General features: G+C 70.3%; 10 protein-coding genes. 7 read left to right on the top strand and 3 right to left on the bottom strand.

Annotation, left to right across the window (positions count from 1 at the left end; genetic code table 11):
* Position 1: 1 nt before the first annotated feature.
* The 5 genes from mtrB (at position 2) to ABIE67_RS19050 (ending at position 7,274) form a co-directional block, all read left to right on the top strand.
* Complete coding sequence (gene mtrB, locus ABIE67_RS19070; protein WP_370259029.1) at positions 2-2,110, top strand: MtrAB system histidine kinase MtrB; 2,109 nt, start codon at positions 2-4, stop codon at positions 2,108-2,110.
* Positions 2,100-3,941: an LpqB family beta-propeller domain-containing protein gene (locus ABIE67_RS19065; RefSeq protein ID WP_370259025.1), complete on the top strand. Its 1,842-nt coding sequence runs from the start codon at positions 2,100-2,102 to the stop codon at positions 3,939-3,941. Before mtrB ends, ABIE67_RS19065 begins: the two co-directional genes overlap by 11 nt.
* Positions 3,942-4,308: 367 nt before the next feature.
* Positions 4,309-5,319, top strand: coding sequence for a ComF family protein (locus ABIE67_RS19060; protein ID WP_370259021.1), 1,011 nt, complete (start codon positions 4,309-4,311; stop codon positions 5,317-5,319).
* A gap of 314 nt (positions 5,320-5,633) precedes the next feature.
* Positions 5,634-6,326, top strand: coding sequence for a ribosome hibernation-promoting factor, HPF/YfiA family (gene hpf / locus ABIE67_RS19055; RefSeq protein ID WP_370268728.1), 693 nt, complete (start codon positions 5,634-5,636; stop codon positions 6,324-6,326).
* Between the two features lie 201 nt (positions 6,327-6,527).
* On the top strand, positions 6,528-7,274 hold the full coding sequence (locus tag ABIE67_RS19050) for a response regulator transcription factor (RefSeq protein ID WP_030951627.1): 747 nt from the start codon (positions 6,528-6,530) through the stop codon (positions 7,272-7,274).
* 75 nt (positions 7,275-7,349) lie between these two features.
* On the opposite strand, the gene ABIE67_RS19045 is transcribed toward ABIE67_RS19050, so the two are convergent.
* Both ABIE67_RS19045 and ABIE67_RS19040 read right to left on the bottom strand, forming a co-directional pair.
* A complete protein-coding gene (locus ABIE67_RS19045; protein WP_370259019.1) occupies positions 7,350-8,600 on the bottom strand; it encodes a winged helix-turn-helix domain-containing protein in 1,251 nt (416 codons plus the stop codon).
* Between the two features lie 118 nt (positions 8,601-8,718).
* Complete coding sequence (locus ABIE67_RS19040; protein WP_370259017.1) at positions 8,719-9,303, bottom strand: GNAT family N-acetyltransferase; 585 nt, start codon at positions 9,301-9,303, stop codon at positions 8,719-8,721.
* Positions 9,304-9,573: 270 nt separating this feature from the next.
* Between ABIE67_RS19040 and secA the strand changes: the two genes are divergently transcribed.
* Positions 9,574-12,423, top strand: a complete 2,850-nt coding sequence (secA, locus tag ABIE67_RS19035) for a preprotein translocase subunit SecA (RefSeq protein WP_370259014.1) — start codon at positions 9,574-9,576, stop codon at positions 12,421-12,423.
* A gap of 231 nt (positions 12,424-12,654) precedes the next feature.
* On the opposite strand, the gene ABIE67_RS19030 is transcribed toward secA, so the two are convergent.
* Positions 12,655-12,924 (bottom strand): Rv3235 family protein, encoded by a 270-nt coding sequence (locus ABIE67_RS19030; protein ID WP_370259012.1) that lies wholly within the window; start codon positions 12,922-12,924, stop codon positions 12,655-12,657.
* A 684-nt stretch (positions 12,925-13,608) separates the two neighbouring features.
* Between ABIE67_RS19030 and ABIE67_RS19025 the strand changes: the two genes are divergently transcribed.
* Positions 13,609-14,124 carry a hypothetical protein gene (locus ABIE67_RS19025; RefSeq protein ID WP_370259008.1) on the top strand — a complete coding sequence of 172 codons (516 nt, stop codon included), beginning with the start codon at positions 13,609-13,611 and terminating at the stop codon, positions 14,122-14,124.
* Positions 14,125-14,155 lie beyond the last annotated feature (31 nt).

Below are 14,155 nucleotides of genomic sequence, written 5' to 3'. Positions count from 1 at the left end.
CATGCCCGGGGACAGTGCCGCTGCGGCCCCCGGTCGGACCGGGGCCCGTCCGGAGCGGCCTGTCGGCCGGAAGAAGGCGGGCTCCCGCTGGGGGCGCTTCCTCGAGGGCGGGCTGCTGCAGGGAGGCGTCCAGGGCAGCCCGGTCCTTCGGCTCGTGCTGCGCTGGGTGCGCCGGCCGCTGCTGCCCGTCATGCGGCTGTGGCGGCGCAACATCCAGCTCAAGGTCGTCGCCACCACGCTGCTGATGTCGCTCGGTGTCGTCCTGCTGCTGGGCTTCGTCGTCATCGGGCAGGTGCGCAACGGCCTGCTGGACGCCAAGGTGAAGGCTTCACAGAGCCAGGCCACCGGCGGGTTCGCGGCGGCCAAGCAGAATTCCGACGAGGCTTCGGCCGGGTCCGCCGACGACGGTGGGACGGGGGGCGAGCGTGCCGAGCAGAACGTCATCCAGTGGATGAGCGACCTCGTCACCTCGCTCTCCAGCGGCGGGCAGGGCGCCTTCGAGGTGGTGACGCTCCCGGCCTCCGCGGGGGGTGACACCGGTGGGCGCGGCCCGCGTGCCTCCGGCGGTGTGAGCCCGACGGACAGCGTGCCCGAGGATCTGCGCGATCGGATCGACAGCAATACCGGGGCGTTCCAGAGCTACACCCGCATCGTCTACCACTCCTCCGCCAACAAGGAGTCCCAGCCGGCCCTTGTCATCGGCAAGCAGGTCAACGACCCCAACAACAACCCGTACCAGCTCTACTACCTCTTCCCGCTCACGCAGGAGGAGAAGTCGCTGAGCCTGGTCAAGGGCACGCTCGCCACCGCCGGGCTCTTCGTCGTCGTACTGCTCGGGGCCATCGCCTGGCTCGTGGTGCGCCAGGTCGTCACGCCCGTGCGGATGGCGGCCGGGATCGCCGAGCGGCTGTCGGCCGGGCGGCTGCAGGAACGGATGAAGGTCACCGGCGAGGACGACATCGCGCGGCTCGGCGAGGCCTTCAACAAGATGGCGCAGAACCTGCAGCTGAAGATCCAGCAGCTGGAGGACCTGTCGCGGATGCAGCGGCGGTTCGTGTCGGACGTGTCGCACGAGCTGCGGACGCCGCTGACGACCGTACGGATGGCCGCCGACGTCATCCATGAGGCGCGGGAGGACTTCGACCCGATCACCGCGCGGTCTGCGGAGCTGCTCGCGGACCAGCTGGACCGGTTCGAGTCGCTGCTCGCCGACCTGCTGGAGATCAGCCGTTTCGACGCGGGTGCGGCGGCGCTGGAGGCCGAGCCGATCGACCTCAGGGAGGTCGTGCGACGCGTCGTGAGCGGAGCCGAGCCGCTCGCCGAGCGCAAGGGCACCCACATACGCATCGTCGGCGACCAGCAGCCCATCGTGGCCGAGGCCGACGCCCGTCGCGTCGAGCGCTTGCTGCGCAACCTCGTCGTCAACGCCGTCGAGCACGGCGAGGGCAGGGACGTCGTCGTCAAGCTCGCCTCGGCGGGCGGGGCGGTCGCGGTCGCCGTGCGCGACTACGGCGTCGGGCTCAAGCCCGGGGAGGCGACCCGTGTCTTCAGCCGCTTCTGGCGGGCCGACCCGGCACGCGCGCGTACCACGGGCGGTACGGGGCTGGGGCTGTCCATCGCGCTGGAGGACGCGCGGCTGCACGGCGGCTGGCTGCAGGCGTGGGGCGAGCCGGGCGGCGGTTCGCAGTTCCGGCTGACGCTGCCGCGGACCGCGGACGAGCCGCTGCGGGGCTCGCCGATACCCCTGGAGCCCAAGGACTCGCGCCGCAATCGTGGACTTGATGACGCCGGTCTGCCGTGCGGGGGCGGTGAGAAGGCCGCGACGGTGCCGGCGCAGCCCACGGGCGACCAGGTGACTCCGAGGCCGGCGAGGGATCCGATCGCGTCGCGGCCGGGCGGCGCGGCGCCCAAGGCCGATCCGACGGCGCTGCCCGGCAACGGCGCGCGTGTGGTTCCCCGGCCCGCATCGGGTGCGCGGCGGCAGGAGGACATACCCGGTGAGCCCGGTGGACCCGGAAGCGGTGGGTCCGGTGCGGAAGAGCCGCCGATCGAGGAAGCCGGGCAGGACGGGGAGTCGAGCAAGCATGGGGAGGCATCGCGTGGGCGCTGACCGTGAGGGGCGCGCGCGGCGCACGCCGGGGCGCACGGTGGCGTACGCCGCCTGCGGCGCCGTACTGCTGGCGGGGTGCGCGTCGATGCCCGACAGCGGGGATCTGCGTGGCGTCGAGTCCACGCCGCGCCAGGACACCCAGGTGCGTGTCTTCGCCATGCCGCCCCGCGAGGACGCCTCGTCCTCGGAGATCGTTTCGGGCTTCCTGGAGGCGCTGACCAGCGACGATCCGGACTATGAGACGGCGCGCACGTACCTGACCGACGAGGTCGCGCGGAAGTGGCTGCCCCGGCAGTCCACGACCGTGCTCGCCGATGGACCGGGCGCCGATATCGAGCGCGTGGGAGGCCGGGAGGAGACCGACAGTCTGTCGTACACACTGACCGGTACCAAGGTCGCCACGGTCGACGCGCAGCAGTCGTACGCGCCCGCCAGTGGCGACTACAGCGAGCCGATGCACCTCACGCGGGACAAGAAGACCAAGCAGTGGCGCATCGACGTGCCGCCGCGCGGTGTCGTGATGGGCAAGTCGGACTTCCAGCGCAACTACATGTCCGTCGACAAGTACTACTTCGCCACGAACACCACGCTCGGGGACTCCCCGCACACGGCGGCCGTCGCCGATCCGGTGTTCGTGCGCAGGAACGTGGACCCCATGACGCAGATGGTGCGCTCCCTCCTCAAGGGGCCCACCAGCTGGCTCAACCCGGTGGCCAGGTCGAGCTTCCCCACCGGTACGGCGCTGAAGAACGACGACACCACGCTGACGCCCGACGACCGGAGCAGGCTCACCGTGCCGTTGAACGACAAAGCGGCCCGAGTCGGACTGAGCCAGTGCAACGAGATGGCGGCCCAGCTCCTGTTCACCCTGCAGAACATCACCCCCACGGTGGACGAGGTCCTGCTGGAGGCGGGCGGCAGGCAGCTGTGCGCGCTCACCGGGGAAGGGGCGGAGGCGGTGGCCGCGCGCGGGTCTGTGGAGCGCGCCGAGTACCTGTACTTCCTCGATGACAAGCACCGGCTCGTACGGCTGGCCGCCGCCGCAAGCGACACGAAACCCGATCCCGTGCCGGGCGCCCTGGGCGAAGGCGACACGCAGCTGAAGTCGGTGGCGGTGTCGCGCGACGAGGACATGGCTGCCGGGGTCGGCCTCGACGGGAAGAACCTGTACGTCGGAGCGCTGGTGTCCGACGGCCCGCTCGGCGGGCCGGAGCTGACCAGCGCGGGCCCGTCGGCGGAGGAGCGGCTCACGGCGCCCAGCTGGGACGCCCAGGGCGACCTCTGGGTGGCCGACCGTGATCCCGACAACCCCCGGTTGCTCCTGCTGAAGGAGGGCGTGGGTGATCCGCTGGTCGTGAAGACGCCGCCGGGGCTGGAGGGGCGCATCGAATCCGTCCGCGTGGCCGCCGACGGTGTGCGGATCGCGCTCGTGGTGAAGCAGGGCGACAAGTCGTCGCTGCTCATCGGGCGGATCGAACGCAGCGAGGACGGCAAGGAGGCGGAGCGTTCGGCCGTCTCGGTGCATGAACTGCGCTCCGCGACGCCCGAGTTGGAGGAGGTCACGGCCATGTCGTGGGCCGGTGACAGCCGGCTCGTCGTGGTCGGGCGTGAGCAGGGCGGTGTGCAGACGATGCGGTACGTGCAGGTCGACGGCTCCACACCGGAGGGGCCGGCGCCCGCGGCTCTCAGCGGCGTGAAGGAGATCACCGCGTCCGAGGACGCACGGCTGCCGCTTGTCGGCTACTCGGAGGACGGGATCGTGCGGCTGTCCTCCGGGGCGCAGTGGCAGAAGGTGGTGACGGACGGGACGGCGCCGGTTTATCCGGGGTGAGGGTGAGCCCTTGCCTGCCGTTGGGGTTCGGGACGGCGAGTGGGCGGTCGCTTCTGGCCGGGGTGTGACTCCGGGTGGGGGGGCGGCCGCCTTTTCGTGCGGCGGGATCCGGTGTGTCGGCCCGGCTGAGTCCGGCGCGTTGGCGGGTGGGGATCGGGCTCGGATCGGGCTCGGTTCCCGGGGTGGGAATGGGACTCGGTTCTGGGGTGGAATCGGACTTGGTCCGAGCTGGGAATCGGACTCGGTCCGAGGTGGACGTGGGGCCTGCGTGGGGCGGAAGTGGGGCCCGCATGGGGCGCCGGGGTTTTCCACAGGGAGTTATCCACAGGGGTGGTCGGTCGGCGCGGGCGTTGGCAGAGTGGTGGCCATGCGGGGGTGGTGGCAGGACCTCACCGACCTGGTGCTGCCGGCTGAGTGCGGAGGCTGCGGGATGCCTCGCACGGTGCTCTGCACGGAGTGCCGTGCCGTCCTGAGCGGGACCGTACCGAGCCGGGTGCGACCGGTGCCGGAGCCGCCCGGGCTGCCGGTCGTGCACGCGGCGGCTCGGTACGCGGACGAGGCGCGGGCCGTGCTGCTGTCCCACAAGGAACGCGGCGCACTGGCGCTCGCGCCGCCGCTCGGCGCGGCCCTGGCAGGGGCGGTACGGGCGGGGCTGCGGGAGGCCTGTGCGCACGGCAGCGGGGCGCCGGCACGGGCTGCGCCGTCCCGGGGGTCTCAGGTGCAGGCCGACGGGGCGGGGCGGTCCGGGGGCGCCGGTGCACCTGTGCTGCTGGTACCCGTTCCGTCCGGGCGTGGGGCGGTGCGGGCGCGGGGGCATGATCCGGCCCGGCGGATCGCGCTCGCGGCCGCGGGTGAGCTGCGGCGGGCCGGGACACCGGCGCGTGTCCTCGCCGTGCTTCGGCAGGGGCGCGGGGTGGCCGACCAGTCGGGGCTCAACTCCCGGCAGCGGCTGGACAATCTCGCGGGCGCGCTGACGGTGGTTCCCGGGGGAGTCCGGCTGTTGGCCGGTGGCGGTCCGGTCGTGCTCGTCGACGACCTCATGACGACGGGCGCTTCCCTGGCGGAGGCGGCGCGGGCCGTGCGGGCGGCCTTGACGGAGCAGGCGCGGGAAGCGAGCGGATACGGCAGAACGGCCGAGGAGGTGGACGCGTATGGAGGGGAGAGCGCGGAACCCGGTGGGTGCGGCGACGGCACAACACCTGTGTACCTGGCGGGAAGTCGGGAAAGGACAGGGGAACGGAGGGCCGGATCGACGGAGGGCGCTGTGCGGCGGGTGCGTGAGATGCCGGGAATCATGGGCGTCGGGCAGCCCCGTGACGTGATCTGCGCGGCCGTGGTCGCTGCGTCGCCGGATTCTTTCGAAATAAACCGGAACTGACTGAGAACTTGCATCGTTGCAGGTAACGAGAGGGCCAATTCACCTGAACGGAGGTACGCCGCAGTAGAGGGTGACGACATCCGTCCGGGCGAGATATGTTCGGTTGTGAGGGAAAGGCGCAGGCCATCCCTCTCATATCCGAATGCCGTGCCGTGGGTTTTGCGCAATCACCCGCGGCCATGGGGTGGAGATCTTGCCCATGGGGGAGGAGGAGGTGGAAGTCACCGAGTCCGAGGTTCCGGGTTCACCGGAGCCTGGTGCAAAAGGGAGATGTTCCGCCGATGGAGCGGAGCGATCCGGGAACGGAGTTCTGCGTGGACATCGTCGTCAAGGGCCGCAAGACCGAGGTGCCCGAGCGGTTCCGCAAGCACGTGGCCGAGAAGCTGAAGCTGGAGAAAATCCAGAGGCTCGATGCCAAGGTGATCAGCCTCGACGTCGAGGTGTCCAAGGAGCCCAACCCGCGACAGGCCGACCGCAGTGATCGAGTGGAGATCACGCTCCGCTCCCGCGGTCCGGTGATCCGGGCGGAGGCAGCGGCCAGCGATCCGTACGCGGCGCTCGACCTCGCGGCGGAGAAGCTGGATGCCCGGCTGCGCAAGCAGCACGACAAGCGTTTCTCGCGCCGAGGCGCACGCCGACTCACGGCGGCCGAGGTCCCCGACCACGTTCCGGGCGCGGCGACGCTCAACGGCAATGGCCATTCCTTCCAGGAAGAAGAGCCGGACGGAGTTCCCACCAAGAAGATCGGCTCGCTGGAAGTCAAGGGTGAAGGCCCCCTCATCGTGCGCGAGAAGACGCACGTCGCCTCCCCGATGACCCTCGACCAGGCCCTCTACGAGATGGAGCTGGTCGGACACGACTTCTACCTCTTCGTCGACTCCGAGACGAAGGAACCGAGTGTCGTCTACCGGCGGCACGCCTACGACTACGGCGTCATCCACCTCAACACGGACCCGATGGTCACCCAGGCGCAGCCGCCAGCGGCTGGTGGGACGCTGGGCGGCTGACCCGCCCGGCTGACAGCTGAGCCGGTGCCCCTGGAGCGCGGTGTGCGCCCCCAGGGGCACCGGTGTGCGACCACTTCGCGCCCCGCTGGTCACCGTAGTGTCGGTCGGGCATGAAATCATGGACGCACCGGCCCAACCGGTGGGCCGCTGCCTTGGGTTGGCGATGGCAAACGACCAGCCACAGCCTCAGGGGGAGGAACGATGGCGGACAGCTTCGGACCGATGCGGGACGAGGATGCCGACGGTGACGTCGTCGGCATGGGCCCGGACACGGGCTCTCCACGCAAGGAGCCGATCAGAGTCCTCGTCGTGGACGACCATGCCCTGTTCCGCCGTGGACTGGAGATCGTGCTCGCGGCCGAGGAGGACATCCAGGTCGTGGGGGAGGCGGGCGACGGCGCGGAAGCCGTCGACAAGGCCGCCGACCTGCTGCCGGACATCGTCCTGATGGACGTACGGATGCCCAAGCGCGGCGGGATCGAGGCCTGCACCTCCATCAAGGAGGTGGCCCCCAGCGCGAAGATCATCATGCTGACGATCAGCGACGAGGAGGCCGACCTCTACGACGCGATCAAGGCGGGCGCGACCGGTTATCTCCTCAAGGAGATCTCCACGGACGAGGTGGCCACCGCCATTCGTGCGGTGGCCGACGGGCAGTCGCAGATCAGCCCGTCCATGGCGTCGAAGCTGCTCACCGAGTTCAAGTCGATGATCCAGCGGACGGACGAGCGTCGGCTCGTGCCCGCGCCGCGGCTGACGGACCGCGAGCTGGAGGTCCTCAAGCTCGTCGCGACGGGGATGAACAACCGCGATATCGCCAAGGAGTTGTTCATCTCCGAGAACACCGTGAAGAACCATGTGCGCAACATCCTGGAGAAGCTGCAGCTGCACTCCAGGATGGAGGCCGTGGTGTACGCGATGCGGGAGAAGATCCTCGAGATCCGCTGAAGGGCCGCGACGGTTCCGGACGGACCTGCCGCGGGACCGTCCTGGACGGTGGACGGTCCTGGACGGTCCTGAGGGTCATGCCATGAGGCGACTGAGCTCCTTTGCGAGCGGTTCGCGCAGGTCGGGGGCGTCGACCCGGTCCACACGTACGCCCGTGCAGTCCACCCAGCTCGCCGCCTCCACCAGCGCCTGGGCCACTGCCGGGACCGCCTTGGCGCCGTCCAGGGTGACCTGCTTGGCGACCAGGGTGCGGCCCTCGCGAGCCGGGTCCACGCGGCCGACGAGACGGCCGCCGGCCAGGACCGGCATCGCGAAGTAGCCGTAGATCCGCTTCTGCTTGGGGACGTAGGCCTCCAGGCGGTGGGTGAAGCCGAAGATCCGCTCGGTGCGGGCCCGCTCCCAGATCAGGGAGTCGAACGGGGACAGCAGCGTCGTGCGGTGGCGGCCGCGCGGGGGTGCGTCGAGTGCCGCAGGGTCGGCCCAGGCCGGCTTGCCCCAGCCCTCGACCGTGACCGGGACCAGGCCGGAGTCGGCGATCACCGCGTCGACCTGTTCGCCCTTGAGGCGGTGGTAGTCGGCGATGTCCGCGCGCGTACCCACCCCGAGGGACTGGCCGGCCAGGCGGACCAGGCGGCGCAGGCACTCGGTGTCGTCCAGTTCGTCGTGCAGCAGTGTCTCCGGGATGGCGCGTTCGGCGAGGTCGTAGACGCGCTTCCAGCCGCGGCGCTCGACGCAGACCACCTCGCCGTACATCAGGGCGCGTTCGACGGCGACCTTCGCGCCCGACCAGTCCCACCACTCGCTGGTTCTCTTCGCGCCGCCAAGCTCCGTCGCGGTGAGGGGGCCCTCGGTGCGGAGCTGCTTGATCACCTGGGCGTAGGCGCCGTCGGGGAGTTCGTGGTTCCAGTGGGGGCGGTTGCGGTAGGCGCGGCGGCGGAAGGCGAAGTGGGGCCACTCCTCGATGGGGAGGATGCAGGCGGCGTGGGACCAGTACTCGAACGCGTGCGGGGGCGTCAGAGGTGTCCGGGGCGTCGGGGGTGCGGGTGCGTCCGTGGGTGCCTGGGGGGCTGTGGGTGCGGTGGATGCCGTGGTCCAGTAGGCGTTCTCGATCGTTTTGCGGCCGACCGCGCCCAGGCGGGCGTATGGGATGAGCTCGTGGGAGCGCGCCAGGACCGAGATGGTGTCGAGTTGGACCGCGCCGAGGTGACGGAGGATGCCGCGGACGCCGGATCTGCGGTCGGGGGTGCCGAGGAAGCCCTGTGCGCGGAGGGCGATTCGGCGGGCTTCGTCTGCCGTGAGATCGGTGGTGCGGCGCGGGGTCGTCATGGGGTCGGACGATAGGGGGTGGCACTGACAATGGGGAGTGAGCTGGGGGTTTGGGGGCGACGTAGGGTTCTCGCCCCCGCCGCCCCATGGACCCCCGCTTCGGCCTTCGGCCTCGTCCTCAAGCGCCGGACGGGCTGAAATGGGGCAGATACGGGGCCGTCGACGGCAGGCTCAGGTCTGAGGGGAGTAGGGAGCCGACCCAGCAGTCACGGCGTACGCCCTGGTGGACGATGGCGGAGCGGAGGGTGCCCTCGATGGTGAAGCCGGCGCGTTCCGCGACGGCGCGCGAGGGGCGGTTGCCGACTTCGGCGCGCCATTCCACGCGGTCGATCGACAGGTGGACGAAGGCCCAGCGGGAGGCGGTCAGGACGGCCTCGGTGACGTAGCCGTTGCCGCGGTGTTCCTTCGTGCCCCAGAAGCCGATCTCGGCGCCGCTCATGGAACGCATCGTGAGGCCGAGCATGCCCACCAGTTCCTCCCCTTCGGGGAGGAAGAGACCCCAGGTGAACATCGAACCGTTCGCCCAGCCCTCGGGGGCCAGTTGGTCCGTGAAACTCTGGGCGTGCTCGTACAGGTAGGGCGAGGGGATCGTCGTCCAGCGCTGGATGTCGGGGTCCTGGGCGGCCTCGTACACGGTGTGCGTGTCCTTCGGGCCGACCGTGCGCATGAGGAGGCGGCCGGTGGCGAGCGTGACGGGTTCCATCGGCCGATTCTGCTCGGGGGGCCGTCGGCAGCGCCATCCTTTATGCGGCGTGTGAGCGCGCGAACGCATTTCGCACAATTCGTGGACGGAACGCGGCACCATCCGCGACCCCCGGCCGTTGTCCTTTTGACGGAGATTTGAAGCAGCGGACGTCCGGCGTCCACGGCAGGCTCCCGGCGTGGCGGGGTCCTCGCATACGATGGCCGTTGCTCAGTCAAGTCAAATGGAAACCGACCGTCCCAGGCCCGACCGGCAAGGAGACCAACCCCCGTGTCCGTCCTCTCGAAGATCATGCGTGCAGGCGAAGGCAAGATCCTGCGCAAGCTGCACCGCATCGCGGACCAGGTCAACTCCATCGAAGAGGACTTCGTCGACCTCTCCGACGCCGAGCTGCGGTCCCTCACCGATGAGTACAAGCAGCGCTACGCAGACGGTGAGAGCCTGGACGACCTGCTGCCCGAGGCCTTCGCCACCGTTCGTGAGGCCGCCAAGCGCGTTCTCGGGCAGCGTCACTACGACGTCCAGATCATGGGTGGCGCGGCCCTCCACCTCGGTTACGTGGCTGAGATGAAGACCGGTGAGGGCAAGACCCTCGTCGGCACGCTGCCCGCGTATCTGAACGCGCTGTCCGGCAAGGGCGTGCACCTGATCACGGTCAACGACTACCTGGCCGAGCGCGACTCCGAGATGATGGGCCGCGTCCACAAGTTCCTGGGCCTGGAAGTCGGCTGCATCCTCGCCAACATGACGCCGGCCCAGCGTCGCGAGCAGTACGCGTGCGACATCACGTACGGCACGAACAACGAGTTCGGCTTCGACTACCTGCGCGACAACATGGCGTGGTCCAAGGACGAACTCGTCCAGCGCGGCCACAACTTCGCCATCGTCGACGAGGTCGACTCCATCCTCGTCGACGAGGCCCGTACGCCGCTGATCATCTCCGGCCCCGCCGACCAGGCCACCAAGTGGTACGGCGACTTCGCCAAGCTGGTCATCCGCCTGAAGAAGGGCGAGGCCGGCAACCCGCTCAAGGGCCTCGAGGAGACCGGCGACTACGACGTCGACGAGAAGAAGCGCACGGTCGCCATCCACGAGGCCGGTGTCGCCAAGGTCGAGGACTGGCTGGGCATCGACAACCTCTACGAGTCGGTGAACACGCCTCTGGTGGGCTACCTGAACAACGCCATCAAGGCGAAGGAGCTCTTCAAGAAGGACAAGGACTACGTCGTCATCGACGGCGAGGTCATGATCGTCGACGAGCACACCGGCCGTATCCTCGCCGGCCGCCGCTACAACGAGGGCATGCACCAGGCGATCGAGGCGAAGGAAGGGGTGGACATCAAGGACGAGAACCAGACCCTCGCCACGATCACCCTCCAGAACTTCTTCCGCCTCTACAAGCGCCACGACCACAACGAGAAGGAACAGCCCGGCCTCTGCGGCATGACCGGTACGGCGATGACCGAGGCCGCCGAGTTCCACCAGATCTACAAGCTCGGCGTGGTCCCGATCCCGACGAACCGGCCGATGGTCCGCAAGGACCAGTCGGACCTGATCTACCGCACCGAGGTCGCGAAGTTCGAGGCGGTCGTCGACGACATCGTCGAGAAGCACGAGAAGGGCCAGCCGATCCTCGTCGGTACGACGTCCGTCGAGAAGTCCGAGTACCTGTCGCAGCAGCTGTCCAAGCGAGGTGTCCAGCACGAGGTGCTGAACGCCAAGCAGCACGACCGTGAGGCGATCATCGTCGCCCAGGCCGGCCGCAAGGGCGCCGTCACCGTCGCCACCAACATGGCCGGCCGCGGTACCGACATCAAGCTCGGCGGCAACCCCGAGGACCTCGCCGAGGCGGAGCTGCGCCAGCGTGGCCTCGACCCCGAGGAGCACATCGAGGAGTGGGCCGCGGCCCTGCCCGCCGCCCTGGAGAAGGCCGAGCAGGCGGTCAAGGCGGAGTTCGAGGAGGTCAAGGACCTCGGCGGTCTCTACGTCCTCGGCACCGAGCGGCACGAGTCGCGCCGTATCGACAACCAGCTGCGCGGTCGTTCCGGCCGTCAGGGCGACCCGGGCGAGTCCCGCTTCTACCTGTCGCTGGGTGACGACCTGATGAGGCTCTTCAAGGCCCAGATGGTCGAGCGTGTGATGTCGATGGCGAACGTCCCGGACGACGTGCCGATCGAGAACAAGATGGTCACGCGCGCGATCGCGTCCGCCCAGTCGCAGGTCGAGCAGCAGAACTTCGAGACCCGTAAGAACGTCCTGAAGTACGACGAGGTCCTCAACCGCCAGCGTGAGGTCATCTACGGCGAGCGGCGTCGCGTCCTGGAGGGCGAGGACCTGCACGAGCAGGTGCAGCACTTCATGGACGACACCATCGACGCCTACGTGGGTGCGGAGACCGCCGAGGGCTTCCCGGAGGACTGGGACCTCGACCGGCTGTGGGGCGCGTTCAAGCAGCTCTACCCGGTGAAGGTGACCGTCGAAGAGTTGGAGGAGGCGGCCGGCGACCGGGCCGGGCTGACCGCCGAGTTCATCTCCGAGTCCATCAAGGACGACATCTACGAGCAGTACGCGGCGCGCGAGGCGCAGCTCGGCTCCGAGATCATGCGTGAGCTGGAGCGCCGGGTCGTGCTGTCGGTCCTGGACCGCAAGTGGCGCGAGCACCTCTACGAGATGGACTACCTCCAGGAGGGCATCGGCCTGCGCGCGATGGCGCAGAAGGACCCGCTGGTCGAGTACCAGCGCGAGGGCTTCGACATGTTCACCGCGATGATGGAGGGCATCAAGGAGGAGTCCGTCGGCTACCTGTTCAACCTGGAGGTCCAGGTCGAGCAGCAGGTCGAGGAGGTCCCGGTCGAGGACACCAAGCCGGTGGCCGACCTCGAGAAGAAGGACGCGGTGCCGGCGCAGGCGGGTGCGCGTCCAGAGATCCGCGCCAAGGGTCTCGAGGCCCCCCGCCGCCCGGACCGGCTGCACTACACCGCGCCCAAGGTGGACGGTGAGGGCGACATCGTCGAGGGCGACTTCACCAACGACGACGAGCCGGTGCGCTCCGAGGCCGACGGCCTCACGCGCGCGGAGCGGCGCAAGCAGGCGCGTGGCGGGCGACGCCGTAAGAAGTAGCGCCGGGCGCGAGAACGCCGCGAGCGGTAGCGCCGTCGGGAAGGCGAAGACGGTGACTGCGACTGTGATTGCGGCGCTGTAGCGGCTGGAAGGGCCGGGTCTCCAATGTGGGGGCCCGGCCCTTCGGTTTTGTTGCGGTCCCTGCCGGCGTTCTGGGGCCTTCTGGGGTCCGATGAGGGCCGCTGGGCCGGGGTGGGCGCCGCCGCCGCGGCTCGTCGTGGTCAGCTGTCGTCAGGCGTCGTCCGTGCCCGGCCTGCGCGGGCCGCCCAGTTCCACCGCCGTGCAGCGCCAGCGGAGGTCCCCGCCCTGTTCCAGGCGGAACGCCATGGCGCGCAGCTGGTCGCCGGCGCCGATGCGGGCGAAGGCCTCGATGGCGCCCGGGCGGGGCTCGAAGTAGCCGATGTCGCGGACGACGGGGCGGGTGCCCCGGGTGCGCAGGGGGCCGCGTTCCGCGAGCCAGGCGAGTTCGTCGTAGGCGCGGCCCGCGGTGTGGCGGAGCATCGAGTGGACGGGGCGCTGACCGCTCAGTACGAGGAGCAGGCGGTCGGCGAAGACATCGGTGGGACGGGGTTGGGGGGACGGTGGGCCCGCAGGGGGAAGTGGGTTCGACGGCAGGCGGCACGAGCGCGCGCGGCGGGGTGGGAGCCGTGGGTGGGCGGGTGTCTGCCGGGCCGGTGCGGGCGCGGGGTCCCGTCGTGCCCGATGAGCCGGGCGGGCGGCCGCCGGGAGGTGCCGTACGGGATGCGCCGCCGCTCGGCGCGCGGGGAGGGACGCCGCCGGGGCGGCGGGTGTCGCGGCGGCTCGGCGGGCGGGTGCCGGGGCGGTGCTGCGTCCTGGTCATGACCTTGTTCATGGGGTCCCCGTTCGAGGGGCCCGGTTGCTACCGGGCGGTAACTGCGAGGTTGGTGATCTTGTACGGGGTTCCGGGCGCCGGAAGCAAGGAAGCGGGGACCCCGGTCCGGCGGGCGGAATCTTCACTTATCTGGGTGATGGAAGCGTGCGGAAGGCCGTGGTGGCGGGTCTGCACCGGGTGAATTCCCGGACCGGAGTGGACGCCGGGAGAGGGAGTGCAGGGGACTCGAAAGGGGACGCCCGCACGTATCCTGAAAGCTCTCCGGGAGGCGCGGGACCCGATCGCCCTCCTCGGGTCCTTGCGGAGCCTTACGAGTACGAAAGCGGGCAGTCATGCGCGTCTACGTCCCCCTGACCCTCCCCGGTCTCGCCGAGGCGTACAAGGGGGGCGAGCTGGGGGCCGAACCGCTCGTCGCGTACGCCGTCACGCCCGCCTTGCGCGAGTGGTATCTCTCCGACGACATCGAGGAGTTGGAGTACGCGGCGCTGAACCGGGCCGCGCTGGCCTCGCTGCGGCTGCTGGCGGCGGACGCCGGGGCGCTGCGGCGTCGGGTCGTGGTCGCGGTCGACGTGCCCGACGGGGCGGCCGTCGCCGACCCGGACCGGGGGCTGGACCCGTCGGCGCTGGGCGAGGTGCGGATCGCCGGGGCCGTGGCGCTGGCCAAGGCGGCCTCGGTGCACGTGGACTCGGATGACGCGGAGGCGGATGTGGCGGCGGCCGCGGAGGCGCTGGCGGCGGCGGACGGCGGGGACGACGACGCGCAGTTCGTCGTGGACGGGGCCGAGGACCATGAGCTGCTCTGGTACGCCACGCAGGAGATCCCGAACCTGGTGGGGCTGGGGGACTGAGCCCGGGCCACCGGGGCCGGCGGGCCCACTG

This window comes from Streptomyces sp. V4I8 (genome assembly GCF_041261225.1).
In the GTDB taxonomy this organism is placed as follows: domain Bacteria; phylum Actinomycetota; class Actinomycetes; order Streptomycetales; family Streptomycetaceae; genus Streptomyces.
This window is presented reverse-complemented; position numbering and strand designations above follow the sequence as displayed.

Coding starts and splice junctions, on each gene's coding strand:
- mtrB (WP_370259029.1), top strand. CDS start 2: ATGCCCGGGGACAGTGCCGCTGCGGCCCCCGGTCGGACCGGGGCCCGT.
- ABIE67_RS19040 (WP_370259017.1), bottom strand. CDS start 9,303: ATGGAACCCGTCACGCTCGCCACCGGCCGCCTCCTCATGCGCACGGTC.
- ABIE67_RS19050 (WP_030951627.1), top strand. CDS start 6,528: ATGGCGGACAGCTTCGGACCGATGCGGGACGAGGATGCCGACGGTGAC.
- ABIE67_RS19025 (WP_370259008.1), top strand. CDS start 13,609: ATGCGCGTCTACGTCCCCCTGACCCTCCCCGGTCTCGCCGAGGCGTAC.
- ABIE67_RS19030 (WP_370259012.1), bottom strand. CDS start 12,924: ATGCTCCGCCACACCGCGGGCCGCGCCTACGACGAACTCGCCTGGCTC.
- ABIE67_RS19060 (WP_370259021.1), top strand. CDS start 4,309: ATGCGGGGGTGGTGGCAGGACCTCACCGACCTGGTGCTGCCGGCTGAG.
- ABIE67_RS19045 (WP_370259019.1), bottom strand. CDS start 8,600: ATGACGACCCCGCGCCGCACCACCGATCTCACGGCAGACGAAGCCCGC.